Here is a 22,335-nt window from a genome sequence, read left to right as displayed (position 1 = left end):
TCAATTTTCTTCGCGAAGCTCCACCCGGCGGATCTTGCCCGAGATAGTCTTCGGCAGGCTGTCCACAAACTCGATCTGCCGGGGGTATTTATAGGGAGCGGTCAGGTTCTTGCAAAAATCCTGAATATCGGTCACAAGGTTCGGCCCTCCCTTTTCCGGGTTCTTCAGGATGATATAGGCCTTGACCAATTGACCGCGTGTTTCATCAGGAATACCGATCACGGCACTCTCAACGACTTCAGGATGTTCGAGGAGCGCGCTTTCCACCTCGAACGGACTGATCCGGTAGGCGCCGGAGCTGATCAGGTCATCCGCCCGACCTTCAAACCAGATATAGCCATCCGCGTCACGTTTTGCGGTGTCTCCGGTAAAATACCAGCCATGACGGAATGATCCCGTATCCGGTTCACCGCCCGTGTAATAGCCATCGAACAGGCCCGGCGGCCAGTTGCCTTTATCCGCCCGGATTGCAATATGGCCAACCTCCCCATCCGGCTGGCGATTGCCGTCATCATCGATGATATCGATATCAAATCCCGGAACCGGCTTGCCCATAGAGCCAAACCTCGGCTCCATTCCCGGAAAATTACCAACGATATTGATGGTTTCCGTCTGGCCATAACCGTCGGCGATAACATTGCCGGTATGTTTCTGCCAGTAACGGATAACTTCCGGGTTAAGCGGCTCCCCGGCGCCCAAAGAACGGCGCAGGGAGGAAAGGTTGCTTCCACTTAGATCATGCTGCGCGAACAGACGATAGACGGTCGGTGGCGCACAAAATGTTGAAACCCCAAGCTGTTCGATCATGCTCAGGTGAAAATCTACATCAAACGCCCCTTCCCCATCATAGAGAACGACTTTTGCGCCCGCCAGCAACGGCGGGAACAGCAGGCCCCATGCCGCCTTCGCCCAGCCAGTATCGGTCAACGTCCAATGAACATCGCCCTCTTTCAAATCCATCCAGAAGAGCGCCGTTGCCACATGTGCCAGCGCATAGCCAAAATCGCGCGGCACCATTTTTGGCATGGACGTTGTGCCGGATGTGAAATAGGCCATCATCATATCAGAGGCAGCCGTCGGAGGCGCATCCTTACGATCAAGCGTTGGTGCCGCATTCGCAACCAGCTCATCGAATGACAGCCAACCCGGATGCGTGCCGCCCACAACGATGAAATGTTCAAGGGTCGGGCATTCATCCCGCACCGAATCCACCTTCTCGCAATGCTCCGGCGTGACAATTACGAAGCGCGCCTTGGATTTTTGAACCCGATAGGCAATATCCTTTGCGGTCAGCAAGTTCGTTCCCGGCATCGAGATGGCTCCGACCTTCATGCAGGCAAACAGGACCGTATACCACTCGGGTATCCGGCCAATCACCAGACAACCGAAATCCCCTTTTGTAATGCCAAGGGATAAAAAGGCATTGGCGAGGCGTGCCGACTGCTCTGCATAGTCCGAGTAGGTAATCTCCCGGACCGTTTCTCCATCCCGGGACACGGCAATGACGGCAACGCCATCCTTACCCTCTCCCCGCTTGTCGATTATGTCATAAGCAAAATTAAAATCATCTGGAATATCAACGCGATAATCCTTTGCCGCAGATATATAATCGCGGTTGAATTGACCCAAATCCATCGTCATCTCCCATACTGACGTAGCCTTAGTTTTTATATTTCTCGGCGCAGCTTAGCTTATTGTGCCGGCCCGTCTCAATTTCTTTTAAACCGGGCAAGCGCCGGATCGCGAATATCGCGCTTTCCCGCTGCCATTTTACCCATTTCCTCCAGCCCCCGTTCATCGACCATCAGGTCGCAAAAAAGCGTTCTCTCCCTTGCAAAACCATCTTCGACCGGCCGATCATCTATCCCTTGGATCAAATCCTTTATATGGCTGATCGCGCGGGGAGAGCGAGATGCCAAAAGCGATGCGACCTCCAGCGCTTCTTCAAGAACGTCCCCCTCCACGCAGAAGCTGGCAAGACCGAGTTCCAATGCTTCCCGCGGGCTCACAGTCCGCCCGAGCAGCATCAACTCCAATGCTTTCGCCTTGCCGACAAGCCGCGTCAGCCTTTGGGTGCCGCCTGCACCTGGCAAAATGCCAAGATTAACCTCCGGCAATCCCAGGTCATAGGGGCCGTCCTTCACAATCCGGATATCACAGGCGAGCGCGAGCTCGAATCCGCCGCCCATCGCCGAGCCATTGATGGCCGCAATAAAAGGCTTGCCCATGGCCTCAATACGCCGATAGCATTTATGGATCAGGGATTCCGGCACTGGACGGGCGGGATCGAAGGTAAGGCCACGCGCCGCCATTGCCTTACTTCGCTCATACAGCACCCCTACATCATAGTGGCGGATAAAGACATCTTCGTCTGCGCCGGTAAGGACAACTACCCGTATCTCGGGATCTCCCTCCACCTCCGTCAGCGCCACCTCAAGCTCGCCTTCCGTTTCCCCATCCATATAGCCCTGAGGCGGATTGCTGAAACGGATGATACCGATGTTACCCTGCCGATCGAGTGTGAGTTGAGCCATTCCCTGTTCCTCCGGTCTTTTTTTGCGTTGCTTGTTATTTGGTGATCTTCGCCGCCCTGCTCTTTTGCCATCAGTATAGGCTAATCTCTCTCAGCAAAACGATCAAAATAACCTGCCCTTATCTCTTCACGTGACAAATCAAAGGCCCTCCGCTACAAAATCGCACCTATATGGACAAATTCTCACCATTATCTACGGATAAAGCCTGCGGATGAAATCGCTTCGAACCGCCATAGCCGCCCTTGCCTTGCTGTCCTCGTCAGCCACGCAGGCGTTTGCCAATGAGGCGGCGGAGGCAGAGACAGAGGATTCCGGCACCTTTACCCTCGTCCTTGAGAATGATTTGTTCTTCGGGCTCGACAGGGACTATACAAACGGTATTCAGCTTGCCTGGATGTCAGAGCCGGATTATGCCCCGCAATGGGCGCTGAAGGCGGCGCGGCTTCTCCCCTTCTTCCCGGAGAATGGCAAAGTCCGGTCGAGCTACGCCGTCGGCCAGAATATGTACACACCGAATGATATCTCGGACCAGAACCCGCCCCTCAATGAACGCCCTTATGCGGGTTGGCTTTACGGCGCGGTCGGCATAGTTGTCGAGACAGGAGAGACGCAGCTTGATCAACTGCAACTGCAGCTCGGTATCGTTGGTCCTGCGTCCCTCGCGGAGCAAACTCAGGAATATGTTCATGAGGTTGTTCACTCCCCGGATCCGCAAGGCTGGAATTACCAGCTTAAAAATGAGCCGGGGTTGGTCCTGACTTATCAACGGAGTTGGCGGGCGCTTGTCTCGACGGAAATCAACGGATTTTCAATTGACGCCACGCCGCATATCGGCGGAGCGCTTGGTAATATCTACACTTACGCCAATGCCGGCGCGACACTGCGCTTTGGCTGGAATCTGCCCAACGATTATGGCCCGCCGCGTATTCAGCCCGGCCTTCCCGGCTCCGGCTTTTTTGAGCAGCAGGATGATATCGGCCTCTATTTCTTCGCCGGGCTGGATGCGCGAGCCGTGGCGCGAAATATTTTCCTGGACGGAAACACCTGGGCCGACAGCCGCAGCGTGGACAAGGAACCGCTTGTCGCCGATGCACAGCTAGGCGTTGCCCTGACCATCAAGTCGGCGCGGCTCGCCTTCACCCATGTCTTCCGGTCGCGCGAATATAAAGGCCAGACAAATGGCGATGAATTTGGCGCTATCAGCCTGTCCCTCCCATTCTGATCAATACCAAAATCAAAAAAATAGTGGCGCCTTTTTCCCGCTCTTTCCTATCTTGTTAATAAACGATAGAAGTAAACCCAACAGGGCGACGCAGCAATCGCCAGAAGCTCATAGCAAAAGAAGGAATAGATGCGATGCAAATGGCTGAAGAAACCACCCAACTGCTTTCGCGCCTCGGGGTGAAGGAAGCCTCCTACACCGGCGGAAACTTGCGCGTAACAAGCCCGCTGACCGGAGAGGAGATTGCGGCAGTAAAAAGCGATAGCACAGAAGATGTCGCCGCCACAATTCAACAGGCCAAAGCCGCCTTTGCCGTCTGGCGTTCCGTACCCGCGCCGCGCCGGGGTGAGCTTGTCCGCCTGTTCGGGGAGGAGTTGCGCGCCGCCAAAGACGACCTTGGCCGACTGGTTTCGATTGAGGTTGGAAAGATCCCGTCCGAAGGGGCGGGCGAAGTGCAGGAAATGATCGATATCTGCGATTTCGCCGTTGGCCTCTCCCGCCAGCTCTATGGCCTGACCATTGCGACCGAACGCCCGGGCCATCGGATGATGGAACAATGGCATCCGCTCGGACCGGTTGGCGTTATCTCTGCCTTTAATTTCCCGGTTGCGGTCTGGTCCTGGAATACAACCCTCGCCCTTGTCTGCGGCAACCCGGTGATCTGGAAACCGTCCGAAAAGGCGCCGCTCACGGCGCTTGCCTGCATGGCGATCATGGCCCGCGCTCTGGATCGCTTCGGCGACTCGCCGGAGGGGCTTCTGTCGGTCATTAACGGCACAGGGGAAGTCGGTGCGGCGCTTGTGGAAAGCCCTGATATCGCCCTTATCTCCGCGACCGGCTCCACCCGGATGGGAAAAATTGTCGGCCCCAAGGTGGCGGAACGATTTGGCCGCGTCATTCTGGAGCTGGGCGGCAACAATGCAGGCATCGTCGCGCCGAGTGCGAATATCGATTTGACCTTGCGGGCCGTTGCCTTCGGTGCCATGGGAACAGCGGGACAGCGCTGCACCACCTTGCGCCGCCTGTTCGTGCATTCCTCTGTTTATGACAAGCTGGTGCCGGGGCTCAAGAAAGCCTATCAGTCCGTCTCCGTCGGCAACCCGCTGACGAGCGGCGCGCTGGTCGGACCGCTTATTGACAAGCAGGCCTTCGACCAGATGCAGACCGCCCTTGGTGCCGCAAAGGCGGCCGGTGGAGAAATAACCGGCGGAGAGAGGGTGGAGGATGGCCACGCCAATGCCTATTACGCCCGCCCTGCGCTCGTCGAACTCCCAAAGCATGAAGGCGTTGTCCTGCAGGAGACCTTCGCACCGATCCTCTATGTCGTGAAGTATGATGATCTGGAGGATGCCATCGCCATGCATAATGAGGTGGGTGCCGGCCTTTCCTCCTGCATCTTCACCCTTGATATACAGGAAGCGGAGCTGTTCCTGAGCGCAGCGGGATCGGACTGCGGCATCGCCAATGTGAATATCGCCACTTCGGGCGCTGAAATCGGTGGCGCCTTTGGCGGGGAGAAGGAAACCGGTGGCGGGCGTGAGAGCGGATCGGACGCCTGGAAGGGCTATATGCGCCGCGCGACCAACACCGTTAACTACTCCAAAGAACTCCCCCTTGCGCAGGGTGTCTCTTTCGATATCTGAGAGAACGAAAAAGCATGACACATCTATGGGTCCGCGCGGAGCAGCGCGAAAATGAACAGCGGGTCGGTATCACGCCAGAGGGTGTCCGGTCCCTGATAGCCGGCGGATTTCGGGTAACGGTCGAAGAAAGCAGCAATCGTGCCATCCCCATTTCCTCCTATCGGGAAACCGGCTGCGAAATCGCCGAGGAGGGAAGCTGGCCCAACGCCCCCAAAGATGCGATCATCTTCGGCCTCAAGGAACTCCCCGTGGAGACATCGCCGCTCGTCCACCGGCATATCATGTTCGGCCATGCCTTCAAGGGACAGGCGGACGGCCCTGCCCTTCTCCGCCGGTTCAAGAAAGGCGGCGGCAAACTCTATGATCTGGAATATCTGACGGACGAGACAGGTCGCCGCGTTGCCGCCTTCGGATACTGGGCGGGCTTTGCCGGCGCTGCCGTTGGCATGATGGTCTGGCTCGCGGAGCAATTCGGCAAAGGTCCCGGACAGGAAAAGATCGATGTTTATCCGGGGCGCGATGTTTTAATCAACAACCTTAAAAAGGATCTGACGCACGCGCTCAATTCAGGAAGTGAAAAACCCAATGCGATCGTCATTGGTGCCCTTGGCCGCGTCGGTAACGGCGCGAGCGATTGTTTCGAAGCGCTCAACCTCAAAGTGACGAAATGGGACATGGCCGAAACCGCCCATGGCGGACCCTATCCTGAAATATTAACGCATGATATATTTGTAAACTGTATTCTCGCGCAGGAAGGCGTTCCCGTTTTCGTGCCCAAATCAGCACTGACGACACCACGTCGCCTTTCGGTTATTGCCGATGTCTCCTGCGATCCCGGCAGTCCCTATAATCCCATCCCGATCTATGATCACGCGACATCCTTTGATAATCCGGTTATCCGTGTCAGCGACGGGACGTCGCCCCTCGATGTGATGGCGATTGATAATCTGCCCTCCATGCTCCCGGTGGAGAGCAGCGAGGATTACGCCGCCCAGCTTCTTCCTTCTCTCCTTGCGCTCATTGATATTAAGAGCGGTGTATGGGGTAGGGCTTCCAAAATATTTGATGAAAAGATATCTGAATTAAGAATATAAATAAAAAATATGATTAAAATCAATATATTGATATATTTTTATAATCTAAAATATTAATTCCGATATCATCCTATTAACCGGTTATTTCTCAATATCCAGCAACTTGATCATTTCATCCCGCATGATGAATTTCTGCGGCTTGCCGGTGACGGTCATCGGCAGTTCAGGGACGAACCGCACATGGCGCGGTACCTTGTAATGCGCAATCTGATCCCTGCAATAGTCTTTCACCCCCTCTTCATCAAGCGCTGATCCGGCACGGGTGACGATCCAGGTGCAGACTTCCTCTCCGAACTTTTCATCCGGCACGCCAAAGACCTGCACTTCCTGAATATCCGGATGAGTAAAGAGGAATTCCTCAATCTCCCTCGGGTAGACATTCTCGCCACCGCGAATGATCATGTCCTTCAGTCGGCCAACGATCTGGCAGTATCCCTCTTCATCGAGAACGGCGAGATCGCCTGTGCGCATCCACCCGCCATCAACGATCGCCTCCCCTGTTTTTTCCGCGTCATCCCAGTAGCCGCGCATTACGGAATAACCGCGCGTCCAGAGCTCGCCCTGGGCGCCGACGGGAACATCCGCGCCATTTTCATCAACAATGCGAACCTCCACATGCGGATGAATACGGCCGACGGTAGAGACCCGCTTCTTCAGCGGATCATCCACATTGCTCTGAAAAGACACCGGGGAGGTTTCGGTCATCCCATAGCAAATCGTGACCTCCGACATATGCATATGATCGATGACTTTCTTCATCACCTCAATCGGACAAGGCGCGCCCGCCATCACCCCGGTGCGCAGACTGGAAAAATCAAGTTCCGAGATGAGCGGATGACCAACCATGGCAACAAACATCGTCGGAACCCCGTAAAGCGCCGTGCAGCGCGCATTTGCAACCGCCTGCAGAGTTTCTGCCGGATCGAAGGCTTCGCCGGGGAAAACCATCGCCGCTCCTGTGCTGACACAGCCCAAAGAGCCCATCACCATCCCGAAACAGTGATAAAGCGGCACCGGAATACAGAGCCGATCCGCCTCGGTGAAATTCATCCGCCCGACCACATGGGTCGCATTATTGACGATGTTGTAATGGGTCAGAGTCGCGCCCTTGGGCGCACCGGTTGTGCCGGAGGTAAACTGGATATTGATCGGATCATCGGGCGACAGGTTACCCGTAATCGTATCGAGTTCGGCCAGCTCTCCCGCGCCTACAAGCCCCGCAATATCAGAGAAGGCGTACATCCCCGCACCGGGGCTGTCATGAATGCCGATAACGATCTGGAGGGCGGGCAGCTTCGCGGCGTTCAGCTGACCTGGCTCGGAATGCTCCAGTTCCGGGGCCAGCGTCCGGATCATCTTGAGATAGTCCGACGTCTTGAACTTGTCCGCCGCAATTAGCGCCTTGCAGCCCGATTTGTTGAGCGCATATTCCAGTTCCGACAGGCGGTAGGCCGGATTGATATTGACGAGGATCAGACCGATCCGTGCCGTCGCATATTGGGTCAATATCCATTCGAGATTATTGGGCGACCAGATCCCGATACGATCTCCCTTGCTGAGCCCAAGTGCGACAAGCCCGGCCGCCAGTGCATCGACCTGCCGGTCGAATTCCTCGTAGGTGAGAGTGAGGCCCTGCTGCGGAAAAACGAGCGCGTCCCGCGCGCCGAATCTCGCGACCGTCTCCTTCAGCATCTGGGGGATTGTCTCGCGCCGGAGCGCGTGTGTTCTCTCCCCCGCCACATAAGACTGGTTATTGATCGGCGAGATAATTGGCTGAAACTGTTGCTCCGCCGCGCGCGGCGCAGACCCTGTATCCTGCACAGTTGACATAATTTCCTCCCAGTTCATGTCTCTGTTTCCCGGGAGTTTACGTCAATCAAACAGGCTTGTCACATGAACAGTTAGCTCGTCCTTTTCGCGTTCTTTAAAATCGCGTCAACCATGGTCGGCACGGCTTCGTCCGGAATGTCATGCCCCATCCCGTCGATCACAACAATCTCCGCGCCGGGGATTGAATTCTTCACATCCTCTGCGCAGCCAAGCGGAACAAGCGGGTCTTCCCGTCCGTGAATAACGAGTACAGGTGCGGTAATCTCTGACAAATGCGCCACCCTGCTATCGCCTGAGGCAAGGCTCGCGAGGAGATGGCGTCCGTTCCCTTCGGGGTAGTAGGAACGCTCGAAAAGGGCGATCGCACGTTCCCCTAGAATCTTTTCATCCACGGGGAACGCTGGGCTGCCAATTGTCTTCGCGGTCGCAACGGCATCTTCCACCGCGCCTTCCCGGGTTCCGGCAGGATTACGCAGCTGGTTGAGCCATTTGGCAGCTGCTTCCGTCGGGCGCGGCAATCCCCGTCGTCCGGACGTCGCCATGACCGAGACCAGCGATTTCACGCATTCCGGTCGCCGGTAGGCAAGGGTTTGCGCGATAGCACCGCCGTTCGAGCTTCCAAGGATATGCGCCTTTTCTACCCCAAGCGCCGCGATCAGCTCCGCCGCATCATCGGCCATATCCTCCAACGTATAGGGCGCAGAAACCTTTTCCTTCGCCCGTGCTTGTGCAAAGGCCGCAGGAATATCTGCCGGCCCCCAGTCATCAAATTTTGTGGAAAGCCCAACATCGCGGTTATCATAGGCAACGACATAAAATCCTGCCTCGACCAGCGCCTTGATGAAGGTCTCGTTCCAGGCAGTGAGCTGTACGCCGACCCCGCCGACGAGAACAAAAGGATCATTGGAGGCATCCCCCCAGGTTTCATATTCAATTTCGATACCGTTTGCGGAAATTTTTGACATTTCTTCTCTTCTTTCTGTTGATGCGGTGATCCCGGAAGATTGCTCTGCATCAATTTTACGCGCTTACCCTAGCCCTGCGCAAGCGTACTGATCAGGAGAGGATCAGGACCGGCTCTCCCAACCCGCGTCATGCCGAGACCCGGCATCTCAGATGACGTCATCCGGCCATTTACGCGCTTAAGAGCGCCTTCGGCGATTGTCACTGCACCGATCACAATAATTTCCGGGTTTTTCTTGTCCTGCCCTGACATTTCGCCCTTCCAACTGCCCGCCCGAACCGGCGGCAAGGCATGCTAATCCAAAGGCGAATTTCCCCAAAGCATAGAAGGATGGGATGAGCTAACCGGTGAGTTCCATACCGAACCTCATGGCGGCATATTCCATCGGCAGGTCAAATATCTCGGAAATAGTATCGGCGGTGATCAGCTTTTTGGACTCACCACCACCGCGAATCCATCCTTCCCGGATAAAAAAGCAACGATCCGTACAATGATAGGCCAAAGTGAGATCATGCATGACGATGATAACCGTGAGATTTTTCTCGGCGCAAAGTTTTTGCACCAAATCCATCAGCTGATGCTGGTGTTTTAAGTCAAGCGCAGAGGTCGGCTCATCCAGAAAGAGGCAGGCGCCTTCCTGCTCCCAGATTTGGGCCAGAACCCGCGCGAACTGAATCCGCTGCTGCTCCCCGCCGGAAAGAGTCGGATAGGATCGGTCCCGTAGATGCCAGGCATCAACAAGCGTCAGAGCCTCATCCGCGATCTCCGCATTTGAGGCGGTGGTTTTCTCAAGCGAATAGGGATTGCGCCCCATCACAACAATTTCATGGGCCGTAAAGGGAAAGCTGATGGGATTTGCCTGCGAGAGAACCGCACGCCGACGGGACAGCTCCGTCAGGGAATAATCCCGCAGGTCCTTTCCCTCTAGGGACACTTTACCTTCATCCGGTTTCAGCGCCCCGGTCAGGCATTTCAACAGTGTCGATTTTCCTGCGCCATTCGGGCCGAGGATCGCCGTGACTTTGCCGGGCGTGAAGGTCGCATACACATTCGCGAGGATACGCTGCCCGCCAATGGAATAAACAATGTTTTCTGCGTTAATCACAGGCCAAACCTCCCGGAATATTGCTTGACCAGCAGCCAGAGAAAAAACGGCCCGCCGATCATACTCGTCAAAATACCGACGGGCATCTCCGCGGGCGCGACAATCGTTCGCGCGATAGTATCGGCGAGCAGTAACAGGATCGCGCCCAGCAAGGCCGAGGCCGGGATAAGCAGGCGATGGTCGGGACCAAGGGTCAATCGGATCAGATGTGGTACCACAAGACCCACAAACCCGATGATCCCACTCACGGCAATCGCCGCGCCAACCGACAACGCCGTGCAGACGACGATCCTTCGTTTCAACCGCTCAACGTCAACGCCAAGATACCGCGCCTCACTCTCTCCCAACAATAGCACATTGAGTTCCCGCGCATTTTTAACAAGGATCAAGGCAGATGGAATGATAATGGTCGCGGCAACAATAACGGACACCCACAAAGCCCCACCGAGACTCCCCATGGTCCAGAAGGTCAGGGTTCTGAGCTGTTGATCATCACTCAGGAATGTCAGGAACCCCACACCCGCCGCCGACAGGGCGTTTATCGCAATACCGGTCAGGAGCATATAGGTAACCGAGAAGGTTCCGGTCAGCCTGGCGAACCGGAAAATCACAAAACAGGCGGCAAGCGCGCCGGTGAACGCGGCCACGCTCATGGCGTAAAGTCCGAAATACCCGGCAATCGGCCCGGCCAGCACAATGACGATGGCAACGGCCAGGGCCGCACTTGTCGCAATACCGATTAACCCCGGATCCGCGAGCGGGTTACGGAACAGGCCCTGCATCGCGGCCCCGGATACGGCCAAAGCCCCGCCGACAATGACAGCGAGCAAGACACGCGGAAACCTGATGGAATTCAAAACCGCCATCTGCTGGTCCGTCAGGGTCCCTCCGACAATCTCCGAAAGTGGAATTGAAACGGCCCCGATCGACGCGGAAACCAAGGCAGCCCCGAGCAGAAGAAGGCCAAGTAGCGGCAACGCCGAGAATTTTATCCGTTTCAGGAAAACCGGCATACCAACGGCCTTTTCGGGCAAGCTCATGGATTATTCAGTTGACGATTTAGTTCGAGGGCAGCTTCGGCCGTCCGCGGTCCGAAGCCGAGCAGCAGAAGGGCATCCATCGCTACAACATACCCGTTTTTTGCTGCTGGCGTGAGCGACACTCCCGGAGCCGCCAAAAGCGACGCTTTGCCCCCCGATTGCTCAAGCCCCTGGGTCGTCACCAGCAAGATATCAGGAGCTAAACTCGTTGCCGCCTCCGGAGACAGGGGTTTATATCCCTCATATCCTGTTACGGCGTTTGTCGCACCGGCCAGCTTGATGACGCTGTCCGCTGCGGTTCTTGATCCGGCAACCATGGGGGCTCCCCCACTATGCTGCAGAATGAACATGACTGATTTCGGTGTTTTCTCTAAGGCGACGGCCGCTTTCAAAGCAGTTTCGGCTTTGCTGATGCCCGCAATCAAATCGGCGCCTTCTCCTTGCTTATCCAGTGTCTTCGCAAGAATTTTAATGTTTTCTTTCACATCCTCAATCGTGCGGCCCGCATCAAGGACCAGCATGGGAACCCCTGCACTCTTCAATTGTTCGAGCACGTTCGGCGGGCCTGATTCCTCAGATAATACGACAAGGTCCGGGCTTAGCGACAAAATCCCTTCCGCACTCAGCGCCCGCATATATCCGACCTTGGGCGCGGAGGCCGCGGCCGGGGGGTAATAGCTTGTCGTATCGCTGCCGACGACAAGGTCTCCCGCACCAAGGGCATAGATTGTTTCTGTGAGCGCACCGCCCACCGAGACTATTTTCTTGGGCGCGTCCGCATGCGCTGCCGCAGAAATGAAAACAAATAAAATAGTGAAAATTCTGATCATGGATTTGTATCTTTTTGCATAAGAATATTAGCGGCCTCAATCCCTTGCGACTGCAGGTATGTCAGCACTTTGAGTAATTTTTCGATTGAAATCTGACGATCACCGGCGACGATTATTTCATGATCCGGCTGAGCCAGCCGGCTCTTCTTGATCGCTTCTTTAAGCTCTACAAAATGAGCAAACTCCTCACCATCAAGTGCGTAGGAACCTTCCCGGATTTCAAGCATGAGATGCCGGGGCTCATTCATTTGCTCTAATTCTTCCTCAACGGCGGAAGGGAGTTGCAAGTCGAGCGAACGCAGCACGGTTCCGACGGTCAACAGAAAAAATACCAGCAGGATAAACAGGATATCCAGCATAGGCGTCAGATCCGGTGCAAGATCCCGCAAGGTGCCCCCGTGCGGGTCCTCTGACTGAAGCGTGATCATGATCGGCGCGCCTCGGTATTCAGGGTAACAACTTCACGGGCCGGTCGCGTTTTTGCCATTTCAAAGGAAAGCGACAGGCGATTAAGTTCCAGGCAAAAGCGCTCTAACTGCCTATCGCTGAACGCACTGAAAAAATGCGCCATGAGAAGCGCCGGCAAGGCAATCATCAGGCCAGCCGCGGTCGTCAGCATCGCCTCCCACAAGCCATCGGCGATCAGGGCGGGCGATACCGGGCCGGTTTGTACGGAGATCACCCTGAATGCCGCGATAATCCCCAGAATGGTTCCAAGCAATCCGATGATCGGGCTGATCATGCCGATCAGCCGCAGCAGTTTGATCCCGCTGTAATAGGGGCGCCTGAAATCATTCAGCGCCAGCCCGACAAGCTCATCCCGGACAGCTTTCGGGTGGCCCTTATTGGCGCGCAAGTAATCGGCCAGCCGTTCATAATGCATCTTTGTCTTTGACGCCGCCCGGGCAGTAAATACCAGCCGCTCCAGCCCGACCGCAACGGCCAGGACGGAGCATATGGCGAGCGGCCAAGCCATCAATCCCATTTGGGAAAACCAGTCAGGAAGCGCGAATGTAAGCCACTCAGGCGACATTCGATATCTCCTTGCGTGGCAGGCTGTCGACAATTTCACGCCATTCGGTCAGTTCCGGCACACCGGGTTTCCGCTTGCCAAAGAAGGTCGCGATCAACTCATTGTTGGTATCGAATATCTCGACAGCCGTAATGAGCCCATCAACGGAGGGTTTTTTTGTTACCCAGCTATGGCTGATCCCGGCTTCATCGAGATGCAGGTTAAATTTGGGATCGAGAACATTGTACCATCCCCCGGCCTCTACCAGTTTGTTGACCGGGCCGGTGTGAATTTGGATACAGCCTTTGTTCCCGACAAATACCATAATTTCGCAATTACGATCCCGCGCGAGTTCCAGTACCAATCGCGCCGCAATGTTATCCAGCTCTGCCGCGAAATCCGTGCCGATCTTTTTCAGCGCCTGAACACGCCCGACTTTAAACTTCCGAAGCATGGGGAAGAAGTCATGGGTGTCTTTCAGGTTTTCCCAGGCGGAACGGAATCCTTGCCAGTCAATTTCTGAGTCCGGACGCTCTTCTGCCTTAGGCGCTGTTCCTTCAATTTCGATTGACGTATCCTGTTCAGCGTGGCGATACATTGCAACCAGATCATCATAGGCGTCCTCATCGGAATGGTTGGTGAGATAGATTTTGTGGACAGCCTCGCCAGCGCCGTTAAAAAACTGCAGGCTCTTGCGGGCGCCGGTTTTGCCCGTCTCGGTTAAGGCGAAGGCATATTTCCATTGCGCCATGAACAGACGAAGGTCGATATCGGGATTGACGAACAAGCCTGTTGTCATGGGCCCATGTTTAAAGAAGCTGGGGTTTTCGTAGATGCCCTTCCGCTCATGAACGCAATGCTCATTGCGGGTCAGCGCCATCACTTCTCCAAGAGAGATCACGGCCTTCAGGATTGCCTCGGCATCGTCGCTGAGGCGGGTGGCTTCCGCCCCGACACGCGCCGCCACCAGTTGGCCTTCGGAAACACCGATTTCGGTTGCGGCATTTCGGGCGCGTATTCCGCCCTCTTGTTTGAGCCGTTCATACTCTACTCTGATTTCTTCCGGCGTCAGCTTTGTCGCTGTTTGAACTGATTCACTCATTGTTGTTTCTGGCTCCTAATGGATAATAAAATTCACGGGAACACGGACCCAGCTGACGACGGCATTTCCATCGACACTGGTTGGCTCGAATTTCCATTTCTTGACGGCTGCCATGGCCGCCATATCAAGCAAGCGATGCCCGGAGGACTGAGCTATTTTAAGATCCCGCGGCGTGCCGCTCGGCAAAACTTCCGCATGCAGTGTCACGGTCCCCTGCTGGCCCAGATCCAGCGCCCGGCGTGGATAGGAGGGCGCCACCTGATGGAGATAACGCGCCTCGTGAACGACGGTCGAATTATCTTCACCCCGGCCCTTACTGCCATCCGGGAGTGCCGCAACAACCTTGGACTCCGGTGCCGGTTGTGGCTCCGGCTTGGCGACGACTTCCTTCACAACTTTCTTCTCCGGGACTTTTTCAAGGACCTCCGGAACAATCTTTGCCATCTCAACCGGAGGAACCGTCTTGGTCTCGGTCGATGGTGCAAGCGCCGCGGCAGGCCGAACCTTGGGACGCGGAACCGGCTGGGCTTTCGCTTCCCGAACAGGTTCGGCCTTCGGCTGCGGCAGCTTGGGAATAACCGCAACCTTCTCCGGCGCGAAGGGAGTCGTGACAACAGGTTTGACACGAACCGCCTCCGGTGGTGGAGGTGGTGGAGCCTTTACAGGTTCCACCTTTGTTTCAACCGGTGGGCTTGAGATCGCCGGACGGGCCAACGTCATCAAATTCACCTTCAGGATAGGAATATCGAAGATTGGCTCGATTTTCGGAATCGGATGGACTTGCATCAAGAGAAAGGCGTTCGCACAGATGGACAGGCCAAGAAAGACAACCCATCTCTTGCCCCAATCCACCGGTTGTGCGAACGCCGCCCCTACCATTTATAAGCTACCCTGACGTTATAGCTTCGCCCTTCTTCAAGAAGAGTGGCAAAAGCGGTGGTGTAGGCCTTATCGAGTATGTTTGAGACACCGAGATCAACCGTCAATGTCTCTAGTCCCGGCTCACTCGGGATCCAGCGATAGTAGACATCGTAGACAGAATACCCCGCAGTCGAGAGATTATCGCCGCCGACTTTATCGTTGGCCGCCGCGAACCGGCCGCGCAGGCCGAAGATACTATCGATGTCCGTTGCGCTATAAGAAAGATCCGCAACCAACGTCAACGGCACGTTATTCGAAAGATATTCGCCAGTATCCCTGTTCTCAGCCTCGACATAGGAAAGGCCCAGTTTCGCCGTAATCGGATGAAGCTGATACTGCCCGTCCACCTCGAAACCGCTCAGGCGCGCATTAGGAATATTTACAAATTCCGTCGTCCCACCAAAAATATCTACTTCTTCACTGATAAAGTTGTCCCCTTCACTAATGAACCAGGAGCCCTTCACCAACACCTCGTCTTTATCCGCAATAACATTATCGAAATTGACACCCGCACCAACTTCAAACGTCGTCACCGTTTCAGGTCGCAGATTGGGATTAGGTACAAAGAAGTTGTCCGGGATCGGGCCGCCACCTGGAAAATGCTGACCGGAAGCATAGATTTCCGTTAAATTCGGCGCACGAAAGGCCTGGGCAATACTGCCGAAAAACATAAGATTGTCATTTGGCAGGTAGCTCATTGAGAGCTTCGGTGAAACCTTGTGCTCATTCTGGGAATTACCGGCGTCATCGCTGCTGCGATATGAATCAAACCGGGCCGCTGGAATGATCAGGAAACGGCCAGCGTCCGTCTGCAGCGCGACTTCATCCTGCACATAAAAGCCGTAGTTGGTGGCGTCTGCATTCGGCACACCTGGACGCGTTCCCCCGTTTGTCGTCGTCCCGGTTTGATCATCATGATAAATTTCAAAGCCATAGGATAGCGTATGCTTCTGCATATCGCTGACGCCAAGGGCCGTCTGATTATCCAGAGTAAATCCGATAGTGTTCATATCGCGTGTCTGCACCCGCCCGGCGTTGGTGCCGCTCACGTCTTCTTCGCGCACTTCCGTATCGTTGTAATAAAGATGCAGCTTTGGATTCAGCCAGTCATTTGACGGGTCGCTGAACTCGTACTTGATGCCAAACTGGTTGTCATTGACCCTTTTCTCGACAACGGGATTTTCAGCAGTGACGGCGCCGCCACCATTGTTCGGCTCCGTTCCATCGTTATGAAGACCCTGATACAGGAACTTCACGGTATTGAAGTCATTGAAGCTATAGCCGACTTTGAAAGTCCCTGAGATCAGGTTGTCTTCCGAAATCAGCTCATTGCCGTCACCTTGCTTGATATCGCCGGAATTACGAAGCGCCGCGACACCGATGATATCAAAGGGGCCGGTCCGCCCGTAGGCTGAGATCACCGGCGAATATTCCTTGCTCGCCGTCCGATATCCTGCCGAGGTGTAAACGCCCCATGTCTCACCGGGCAGCAACATATCAGCCGCATCCTTGGTTTCAAAGGCGATGACACCACCTATTGCGCCGCCCCCGTATATTGCCGAAGATGATCCTTTGACGATTTCGACACGCTTTAAAAGCGACGGGTCGATAAAGAACCGGCCATCATGCGCCGCCTCAAAATTCTGTCGCCGCCCGTCGATCATCGTGATAATCGCCTCATCGTCGAAGCCGCGGATCGAAACTGTCTGGCCATTGCGGCGGGGACCATTGGCAACTTCGACGCCCGGAGTAAATTCCAGAAGATCCCCAGTATCCCCCGCCATGGCATTGCCGGGCGCATCCGCCTCAACCGTCGAGGTCATAGCCGGCACCTCAAAAGAGGATTGCGGGCTACGCGTGGCATATACGGTGACAGTATCCAGCGATACGGCCGGCGTCTCATCCGCCATGGCAACGAAAGAAGACGTAAGACAAGTGCTTGAGAGAAGCGCGCCCAGACAGGCAAGCGGCAGAGTTCGACGCATTACAACAGCTTTCTAGTAGTGTCGCGTTTGCTTGCTGCCTGGCTGCCGAAAGCGTCGGGTGGCTGGGTGGCGGGCTATTAGCTTATTTTGTTAAGATCAGTTTTCCGTTTCCGGTAAGCCGCAATTTGTAAAACTCACTATTGTGGGCGATCGTCAGCTCCTTGCCATGTGCGAATAATTCACCGCTTTGCAGGGTGTCATCCACAAGCATAATCGTCCGCTTACCACTTTTGCGACCGGACTGATTATCCAACATGATGCGACCGTTCATTTCGTTTGCAATTACAATATTTTGGCTTAATTTCTAGGAATGATTATCAATAGCGCAGATAAGAGTCAACTGGAATATGCGAATTATTATCAATTAAGAGATAATGCGGACCGGATAGAGAAATCCCCTCTCGTCCGGATATGGCAGGTCGTTTTTCTCTATCTTTATGTCATCTCTCCGCTTAAATTAACGCTATATAAAGCTGATCAATGTGCCGATGCCAAAAAACTAAGGATAACGAGCAACGGGGCATTATTCTCTAAACAAGAAAATTAAGATGGAGATGGAACGACAATGAACCTTGATGGAATAACTGCGATTGTCACGGGCGGCGCGTCCGGCCTTGGCGCAGCAACAGCTCGAAAGCTGGCGAGTTCCGGCGTGAAAGTAGGTATCTTTGACCTGAACGAAGAATTGGGCGAAGCGATTGCAAGTGAAATCGGCGGAGCTTTTGCGAAAGTTAATGTCACCTCGGAAGAGGATGTCGATGCCGGCTTTGCCGCCATTCGCGAAAAGCTCGGCCAGGAGAGAATTCTTGTAAACTGCGCCGGCACCGGCAATGCAGTGAAGACGGCAAGCCGGGACCGGGAAACCGGCGAAATCAAACATTTTCCGCTGGATAAGTTCGAGATGATTATCCAGATCAATCTTATCGGTACTTTCCGCTGCATTGCAAAATCGGCAGCGGGCATGATGACCCTTGATCCCATCGAAGGAGAGCGCGGCGTGATTATCAACACGGCTTCTGTCGCCGCAGAGGATGGACAGGTTGGCCAGGCCTCCTATTCCGCCTCGAAAGGCGGGGTGATCGGGATGACCCTTCCGATTGCCCGCGATCTCGCGCAGGAACTCATTCGCGTCAACACAATTTTGCCAGGCCTGTTCAACACGCCCCTGCTGCAAGGAGCGCCAGACAAGGTGAAAGCCGCCCTCGCTGCGCAGGTTCCGAACCCGTCCCGCCTTGGCAATCCGGAGGAGTATGCCTCTCTCGCCCTTGAAATGTGCCGGAATGGATATTTTAACGGGGAAGACGTTCGCCTTGATGGCGCAATCCGTATGGCGCCCCGATAGAAACAAGCAATAACAAGGATCAAAACAATGACTGAAGCCTATATTATTGATGCCTGCCGAACCCCGCGTGGTATTGGCAAAGTTGGCAAGGGCGCCCTCGCCCATCTTCACCCCCAGCATCTTGGCGCAACTGTTCTCGGCGCTCTTGCTGAACGGAATGATTTTGATACCGCCGATGTGGATGACATCATCTGGGGCACCTCAACCCAGGTCGGCAAGCAAGGCTATGATCTTGGCCGAATGGCGGCTCTCTCGGCGGGATACGACATCAAGGCCTCTGGCATGACGCTGGATCGCTTTTGCGGGTCGGGCATTACCACGGTCAACCTCGCGGCGGCGCAGATTATGTCCGGCATGGAAGATCTGGTCATCGCGGGCGGGACCGAGATGATGAGCTATACCGCTTCCATCGCGGACCCCAACAAGCCGTCGATGCTTGACGGCGGCAATCTGGATCTTCGCGAAATGCATCCGCAATCACAGCAGGGTGTCTGTGCGGACGCCATTGCCACGCTGGAAGGAATTGACCGGAAAGCCGTCGATGAACTCGCCGTTGAAAGCCAGAAGCGCGCCGACAAGGCAATTCAGGAAGGCCGGTTTGATAAGTCGATCATTCCGGTAAAAAACAAGGATGGCTCCATCGCCCTCGACCGGGAGGAATTCCCGCGCCCCAGCACGACCATGGAGAGCCTTGCCGGGCTCAAGACTGTTTTTAGCATGTTCCGCGATGTTGTCATTGATGAAGCCGGGAACACCTATGGCAGCCTGATTACCCGCAAATATCCTGAGATCAAGGAATTCGACCATGTGCATCATGCCGGCAACTCCTCGGGCGTTGTCGATGGTGCGGCGGCTATTTTGCTGGCCTCCGGTGATTATGCGAAGAAGCATAACCTCAAACCCCGCGCCCGCATTGTGGTTACAGCGAATATGGGGGATTGCCCGACATTGATGCTGAACGCACCAGTTCCCGCCGCGAAGAAAGCGCTCGCCAAGGCTGGCCTCACGCTGGACGATATCGACCTTTGGGAAATAAACGAGGCCTTTGCTGTCGTAGCCGAGAAATTCATCCGCGATCTGAAACTTGACCGCAGCAAGGTGAATGTCAATGGCGGTGCAATGGCGCTTGGTCATCCCATCGGAGCCACGGGATCGATCCTGATCGGCACCTTGCTTGATGAACTTGAGCGGCAGGATAAAAAGCGCGGACTGGTGACCATGTGCGCCGCCGGCGGAATGGCTCCTGCGATCATTGTCGAACGACTTGATAGCTAGGCATTTTCTATATTTGCAGATAGATCGAGCCCGGAGAAATCCGGGCTCTTTTTTATCTCCAGCCGGCATCTACAGTAGCTGAGCCAACTGCCGAATAGGGGCGGAAGACCTTCTTATTCTTGAAATGATCAGAGCCCCTTCTATGGCAGCCACGACGAGTTCCGCTTCCTTGTAAGCTTGCTCGGCGTCCATTTCCGATCCTTCAAATACCGCTGAAATCTGCCCGATCCAGCGATCCATCGCCGCCTCTCCCGCTTTGGTCAAAACCGGAGATTGAGGTGCGGTCTCCAGCATCGTGGTTGCAATCGGACATCCCGAGCGGAAATCAGATTCCTCCATCCAGCCCGCAACGACGTCACAATAGGCAACAATAAATTGTTTAGGCTCAGGGTAGCGCCTCGCCAGATCCGCAAGGGTTTCGCAGATCAGATTCGCCGCCATTTCAACGGCAGCCTCCGCCAGCCCTTCCTTTCCGCTTGGAAAGTAGTAATAGAGCGATCCTTTCGGTGCCCCGCTTTCGGCTAGGATTTGCTGAAGCCCTGTTGACGCATAGCCCTGCCGCCGAAATAGCCGCATGGAGGTATGAACAAGATTATGCTTATGCTGTGTCGATTCTTTCATACCCAATTCTATATTGACTGGTCGCTATAGTCAAATTATAGTGACTGGTCTACATATAAAAATAATCCACAAAGGAGCGTAAAAAAAAATGACGACAAGAACAACATTGGAAATTCTGGAAGGCGGCATCGCCTCAATCACGCTCGACGATGGCAAGGTCAACGCAATGTCGACGGAGATGCTGGCAGAAATCGGGGCGCAGTTGGACAAGGCATCAGAGGCGGCTGAAGTTGCCGTACTTTCAGGGCGTGAAGGAATTTTCTCAGCCGGGTTTGATCTTGCAGTCCTCGGTGGCGGTCAAAAGGAAAAACAAGAAATGGTTGCCGCCGGCTTTCGTCTCGTGGAGAAATTCTTAACGCATCCGCAACCGATTATTGTCGCTTGCACCGGGCATGCCTACCCGATGGGCGCCTTTCTCATGCTCTCTTCCGATATTCGCATTGGCGCACATGGAAACTGGCGTATGGGGTTAAATGAAGTTGCAATCAAGCTTACCGTTCCCCATTTCGCGCTCGAGCTTGCACGGCATCGCCTCACACCTCCAGCCTTCGCACAGATTACGACAGCAACAATGTTTGGCCCGGAAGCCGCATGCCGGGCTGGCTATCTCGACGACGTCGTGGAGCCTGAGAAATTGCAGCCCTGCGTCTTCGAAAGGGCCGCAAATCTGGTAAAAATGCTCGATAAGGAGAGCTATATCGGCACCAAGGCCCGCTTGAACGCCAAGGTACTGTCGGCTATCCGCGAAGGCGCTCAAAAAGATGGACTAATTAACTAGGCCGCCTAGTCAATTTATTTTTGCCAACATATGCGATGGAAACCGATATTTCCTAGCCTGCATATCATCTTTCTGGATGTCTCACCCAAGCAACATCATGGACTGTAGTTTTCCGCTGCATTCTTGGGGAACAGTTTTTCGATCGTGACCCGCCGCGCCGACAGGCCCTGTCGATGGCGGTGATCGAAAAATGTGTTTATTGTCGCTTCATTGCCGTTGATGCCATAGGACCAGAAGTTATCCCCCATCAGCTTCTTATGCCAAGGCTTCTTGTCGAGGGGATTTTCTTCCCATCGGCAAGCGCATGCGCTTCATCGACAGCAAGGTTGTGAATCATCGCCAGCAGACTGTTACGAACAATCTTTTGCGTCTTATCATCAATCCCATCGAGCGCGACTTTATTCACTTCCTGAGCAAGCGGCACAAGTTTATCCTCCAGTGCCCGCCCCTCGTTCGTCAGAAAGATATATTGCTTTTTCAGGTTCCCCGCCCTGCGGCGACGGCTGACGTAACCAAGCTCAACCATTTTCGTGATCGCCGTATGGGTAGTCGGCTCCGTCAAGCCCACCCGCACCGCGAGATCGCGCTGCGTCACCCCATCCTTGTGCCACATGGCCAGAAGGAAAATCCAATGCCCGAAAGACACCCCATGATCCCCCAAACGGGTTTGCAATGACCGGGTAAATCCTCGGGCGAGATCCCTGACGAGATGAGCAATCCGGTCATCGGGCTTGATATGATCCCGAGGCTCAAGAATAGCCTGGGTCGTTGCACCTGCTTCAGCTGTCAATTTTTTCTGTCTGACTATAATTGTCTTAAAGTTGCGGCATTACGCCTTCAGCGGCCCTCAATGTCGAACATTAGAAACTCTGCATGATCCGCCATAGCTGTGTATAGAACTGAAACAGACCTGTAGCAAATATTTACGCCGCTTATTGATCTGATTCCGACACCGGAGTGATATGTCAAGATGCGGACCATTTCACGATCATCAACACATGGCATTCGGTATTATCAGGGATAAAACAGGGAATAGC

At 54.7% G+C, this 22,335-nt stretch carries 22 protein-coding genes; 6 read left to right on the top strand and 16 right to left on the bottom strand.

Annotated features, from left to right (window positions below; all coding sequences use genetic code 11):
* Together P1U71_RS05505 and P1U71_RS05500 are read right to left on the bottom strand one after the other, a co-directional pair.
* Complete coding sequence (locus P1U71_RS05505) at positions 1–1,635, bottom strand: acyl-CoA synthetase (protein WP_301104556.1); 1,635 nt, start codon at positions 1,633–1,635, stop codon at positions 1–3.
* 74 nt (positions 1,636–1,709) lie between these two features.
* The gene (locus P1U71_RS05500) at positions 1,710–2,534 is read right to left on the bottom strand and encodes an enoyl-CoA hydratase/isomerase family protein (protein WP_301104555.1); all 825 of its coding nucleotides are present in this window, start codon (positions 2,532–2,534) and stop codon (positions 1,710–1,712) included.
* Positions 2,535–2,745: 211 nt separating this feature from the next.
* Between P1U71_RS05500 and P1U71_RS05495 the strand changes: the two genes are divergently transcribed.
* The 3 genes from P1U71_RS05495 to P1U71_RS05485 all read left to right on the top strand — a co-directional run bounded on the left by P1U71_RS05495 (position 2,746) and on the right by P1U71_RS05485 (position 6,493).
* Positions 2,746–3,756 carry a lipid A deacylase LpxR family protein gene (locus tag P1U71_RS05495; protein WP_301104554.1) on the top strand — a complete coding sequence of 337 codons (1,011 nt, stop codon included), beginning with the start codon at positions 2,746–2,748 and terminating at the stop codon, positions 3,754–3,756.
* A gap of 134 nt (positions 3,757–3,890) precedes the next feature.
* Positions 3,891–5,399, top strand: coding sequence for an aldehyde dehydrogenase family protein (locus P1U71_RS05490; RefSeq protein WP_367281132.1), 1,509 nt, complete (start codon positions 3,891–3,893; stop codon positions 5,397–5,399).
* A 14-nt stretch (positions 5,400–5,413) separates the two neighbouring features.
* Positions 5,414–6,493, top strand: a complete 1,080-nt coding sequence (locus tag P1U71_RS05485; protein ID WP_301104552.1) for a saccharopine dehydrogenase — start codon at positions 5,414–5,416, stop codon at positions 6,491–6,493.
* A gap of 81 nt (positions 6,494–6,574) precedes the next feature.
* Here P1U71_RS05485 and P1U71_RS05480 read toward each other — a convergent pair whose 3' ends face one another.
* The 12 genes from P1U71_RS05480 to hemP form a co-directional block, all read right to left on the bottom strand.
* Complete coding sequence (locus P1U71_RS05480) at positions 6,575–8,323, bottom strand: AMP-binding protein (protein WP_301104551.1); 1,749 nt, start codon at positions 8,321–8,323, stop codon at positions 6,575–6,577.
* Positions 8,324–8,394: 71 nt separating this feature from the next.
* On the bottom strand, positions 8,395–9,288 hold the full coding sequence (locus P1U71_RS05475) for an alpha/beta hydrolase (RefSeq protein WP_301104550.1): 894 nt from the start codon (positions 9,286–9,288) through the stop codon (positions 8,395–8,397).
* A gap of 68 nt (positions 9,289–9,356) precedes the next feature.
* The gene (locus tag P1U71_RS05470) at positions 9,357–9,539 is read right to left on the bottom strand and encodes a hypothetical protein (protein WP_301104549.1); all 183 of its coding nucleotides are present in this window, start codon (positions 9,537–9,539) and stop codon (positions 9,357–9,359) included.
* Positions 9,540–9,627: 88 nt separating this feature from the next.
* Positions 9,628–10,392, bottom strand: a complete 765-nt coding sequence (locus P1U71_RS05465) for a heme ABC transporter ATP-binding protein (RefSeq protein WP_301104548.1) — start codon at positions 10,390–10,392, stop codon at positions 9,628–9,630.
* The gene (locus tag P1U71_RS05460; RefSeq protein ID WP_367281134.1) at positions 10,389–11,405 is read right to left on the bottom strand and encodes a FecCD family ABC transporter permease; all 1,017 of its coding nucleotides are present in this window, start codon (positions 11,403–11,405) and stop codon (positions 10,389–10,391) included. The genes P1U71_RS05465 and P1U71_RS05460 overlap by 4 nt, the downstream gene beginning before the upstream one ends.
* Before the next feature lie 23 nt (positions 11,406–11,428).
* On the bottom strand, positions 11,429–12,262 hold the full coding sequence (locus P1U71_RS05455) for a hemin ABC transporter substrate-binding protein (RefSeq protein WP_301104546.1): 834 nt from the start codon (positions 12,260–12,262) through the stop codon (positions 11,429–11,431).
* Positions 12,259–12,690, bottom strand: a complete 432-nt coding sequence (locus P1U71_RS05450; RefSeq protein ID WP_301104545.1) for a biopolymer transporter ExbD — start codon at positions 12,688–12,690, stop codon at positions 12,259–12,261. The genes P1U71_RS05455 and P1U71_RS05450 overlap by 4 nt, the downstream gene beginning before the upstream one ends.
* A complete protein-coding gene (locus tag P1U71_RS05445) occupies positions 12,687–13,295 on the bottom strand; it encodes a MotA/TolQ/ExbB proton channel family protein (protein ID WP_301104544.1) in 609 nt (202 codons plus the stop codon). Before P1U71_RS05445 ends, P1U71_RS05450 begins: the two co-directional genes overlap by 4 nt.
* Positions 13,285–14,376 (bottom strand): ChuX/HutX family heme-like substrate-binding protein, encoded by a 1,092-nt coding sequence (locus P1U71_RS05440; RefSeq protein ID WP_301104543.1) that lies wholly within the window; start codon positions 14,374–14,376, stop codon positions 13,285–13,287. Before P1U71_RS05440 ends, P1U71_RS05445 begins: the two co-directional genes overlap by 11 nt.
* A gap of 15 nt (positions 14,377–14,391) precedes the next feature.
* Entirely contained in the window at positions 14,392–15,255 is an 864-nt protein-coding gene (locus tag P1U71_RS05435; RefSeq protein WP_301104542.1) for an energy transducer TonB, read from the bottom strand.
* On the bottom strand, positions 15,249–17,282 hold the full coding sequence (locus tag P1U71_RS05430) for a TonB-dependent hemoglobin/transferrin/lactoferrin family receptor (RefSeq protein ID WP_301104541.1): 2,034 nt from the start codon (positions 17,280–17,282) through the stop codon (positions 15,249–15,251). Before P1U71_RS05430 ends, P1U71_RS05435 begins: the two co-directional genes overlap by 7 nt.
* 82 nt (positions 17,283–17,364) lie before the next feature.
* Positions 17,365–17,538 carry a hemin uptake protein HemP gene (gene hemP / locus P1U71_RS05425; protein WP_301104540.1) on the bottom strand — a complete coding sequence of 58 codons (174 nt, stop codon included), beginning with the start codon at positions 17,536–17,538 and terminating at the stop codon, positions 17,365–17,367.
* A gap of 309 nt (positions 17,539–17,847) precedes the next feature.
* On the opposite strand from hemP, the gene P1U71_RS05420 reads away from it, so the two are divergent.
* Positions 17,848–18,624 (top strand): SDR family NAD(P)-dependent oxidoreductase, encoded by a 777-nt coding sequence (locus P1U71_RS05420; protein WP_301104539.1) that lies wholly within the window; start codon positions 17,848–17,850, stop codon positions 18,622–18,624.
* Between the two features lie 27 nt (positions 18,625–18,651).
* On the top strand, positions 18,652–19,899 hold the full coding sequence (locus tag P1U71_RS05415; RefSeq protein WP_301104538.1) for an acetyl-CoA C-acetyltransferase: 1,248 nt from the start codon (positions 18,652–18,654) through the stop codon (positions 19,897–19,899).
* Positions 19,900–19,968: 69 nt separating this feature from the next.
* Here P1U71_RS05415 and P1U71_RS05410 read toward each other — a convergent pair whose 3' ends face one another.
* Positions 19,969–20,520, bottom strand: a complete 552-nt coding sequence (locus P1U71_RS05410; protein WP_301104537.1) for a TetR/AcrR family transcriptional regulator — start codon at positions 20,518–20,520, stop codon at positions 19,969–19,971.
* Between the two features lie 88 nt (positions 20,521–20,608).
* On the opposite strand from P1U71_RS05410, the gene P1U71_RS05405 reads away from it, so the two are divergent.
* Entirely contained in the window at positions 20,609–21,298 is a 690-nt protein-coding gene (locus P1U71_RS05405; RefSeq protein WP_301104536.1) for a crotonase/enoyl-CoA hydratase family protein, read from the top strand.
* A 247-nt stretch (positions 21,299–21,545) separates the two neighbouring features.
* Here the strand turns inward: P1U71_RS05405 and P1U71_RS05400 are convergent, their stop codons facing one another.
* Complete coding sequence (locus P1U71_RS05400) at positions 21,546–22,088, bottom strand: MarR family winged helix-turn-helix transcriptional regulator (protein ID WP_301104535.1); 543 nt, start codon at positions 22,086–22,088, stop codon at positions 21,546–21,548.
* Positions 22,089–22,335 lie beyond the last annotated feature (247 nt).

The sequence above is a fragment of the Sneathiella sp. genome (assembly GCF_029233945.1).
In the GTDB taxonomy this organism is placed as follows: domain Bacteria; phylum Pseudomonadota; class Alphaproteobacteria; order Sneathiellales; family Sneathiellaceae; genus Sneathiella.
The sequence above is the reverse complement of the archived record's forward strand: the minus strand, read 5'-3'. Positions and strand labels throughout refer to the sequence as shown.

Coding starts and splice junctions, on each gene's coding strand:
- P1U71_RS05505 (WP_301104556.1), bottom strand. CDS start 1,635: ATGGATTTGGGTCAATTCAACCGCGATTATATATCTGCGGCAAAGGAT.
- P1U71_RS05450 (WP_301104545.1), bottom strand. CDS start 12,690: ATGATCACGCTTCAGTCAGAGGACCCGCACGGGGGCACCTTGCGGGAT.
- P1U71_RS05420 (WP_301104539.1), top strand. CDS start 17,848: ATGAACCTTGATGGAATAACTGCGATTGTCACGGGCGGCGCGTCCGGC.
- P1U71_RS05435 (WP_301104542.1), bottom strand. CDS start 15,255: ATGGTAGGGGCGGCGTTCGCACAACCGGTGGATTGGGGCAAGAGATGG.
- P1U71_RS05405 (WP_301104536.1), top strand. CDS start 20,609: ATGACGACAAGAACAACATTGGAAATTCTGGAAGGCGGCATCGCCTCA.
- P1U71_RS05500 (WP_301104555.1), bottom strand. CDS start 2,534: ATGGCTCAACTCACACTCGATCGGCAGGGTAACATCGGTATCATCCGT.
- P1U71_RS05445 (WP_301104544.1), bottom strand. CDS start 13,295: ATGTCGCCTGAGTGGCTTACATTCGCGCTTCCTGACTGGTTTTCCCAA.
- P1U71_RS05475 (WP_301104550.1), bottom strand. CDS start 9,288: ATGTCAAAAATTTCCGCAAACGGTATCGAAATTGAATATGAAACCTGG.
- P1U71_RS05480 (WP_301104551.1), bottom strand. CDS start 8,323: ATGTCAACTGTGCAGGATACAGGGTCTGCGCCGCGCGCGGCGGAGCAA.
- P1U71_RS05455 (WP_301104546.1), bottom strand. CDS start 12,262: ATGATCAGAATTTTCACTATTTTATTTGTTTTCATTTCTGCGGCAGCG.
- P1U71_RS05440 (WP_301104543.1), bottom strand. CDS start 14,376: ATGAGTGAATCAGTTCAAACAGCGACAAAGCTGACGCCGGAAGAAATC.
- P1U71_RS05410 (WP_301104537.1), bottom strand. CDS start 20,520: ATGAAAGAATCGACACAGCATAAGCATAATCTTGTTCATACCTCCATG.
- P1U71_RS05430 (WP_301104541.1), bottom strand. CDS start 17,282: ATGCGTCGAACTCTGCCGCTTGCCTGTCTGGGCGCGCTTCTCTCAAGC.
- P1U71_RS05470 (WP_301104549.1), bottom strand. CDS start 9,539: ATGTCAGGGCAGGACAAGAAAAACCCGGAAATTATTGTGATCGGTGCA.
- hemP (WP_301104540.1), bottom strand. CDS start 17,538: ATGTTGGATAATCAGTCCGGTCGCAAAAGTGGTAAGCGGACGATTATG.
- P1U71_RS05415 (WP_301104538.1), top strand. CDS start 18,652: ATGACTGAAGCCTATATTATTGATGCCTGCCGAACCCCGCGTGGTATT.
- P1U71_RS05485 (WP_301104552.1), top strand. CDS start 5,414: ATGACACATCTATGGGTCCGCGCGGAGCAGCGCGAAAATGAACAGCGG.
- P1U71_RS05495 (WP_301104554.1), top strand. CDS start 2,746: ATGAAATCGCTTCGAACCGCCATAGCCGCCCTTGCCTTGCTGTCCTCG.
- P1U71_RS05490 (WP_367281132.1), top strand. CDS start 3,891: ATGCAAATGGCTGAAGAAACCACCCAACTGCTTTCGCGCCTCGGGGTG.
- P1U71_RS05460 (WP_367281134.1), bottom strand. CDS start 11,405: ATGCCGGTTTTCCTGAAACGGATAAAATTCTCGGCGTTGCCGCTACTT.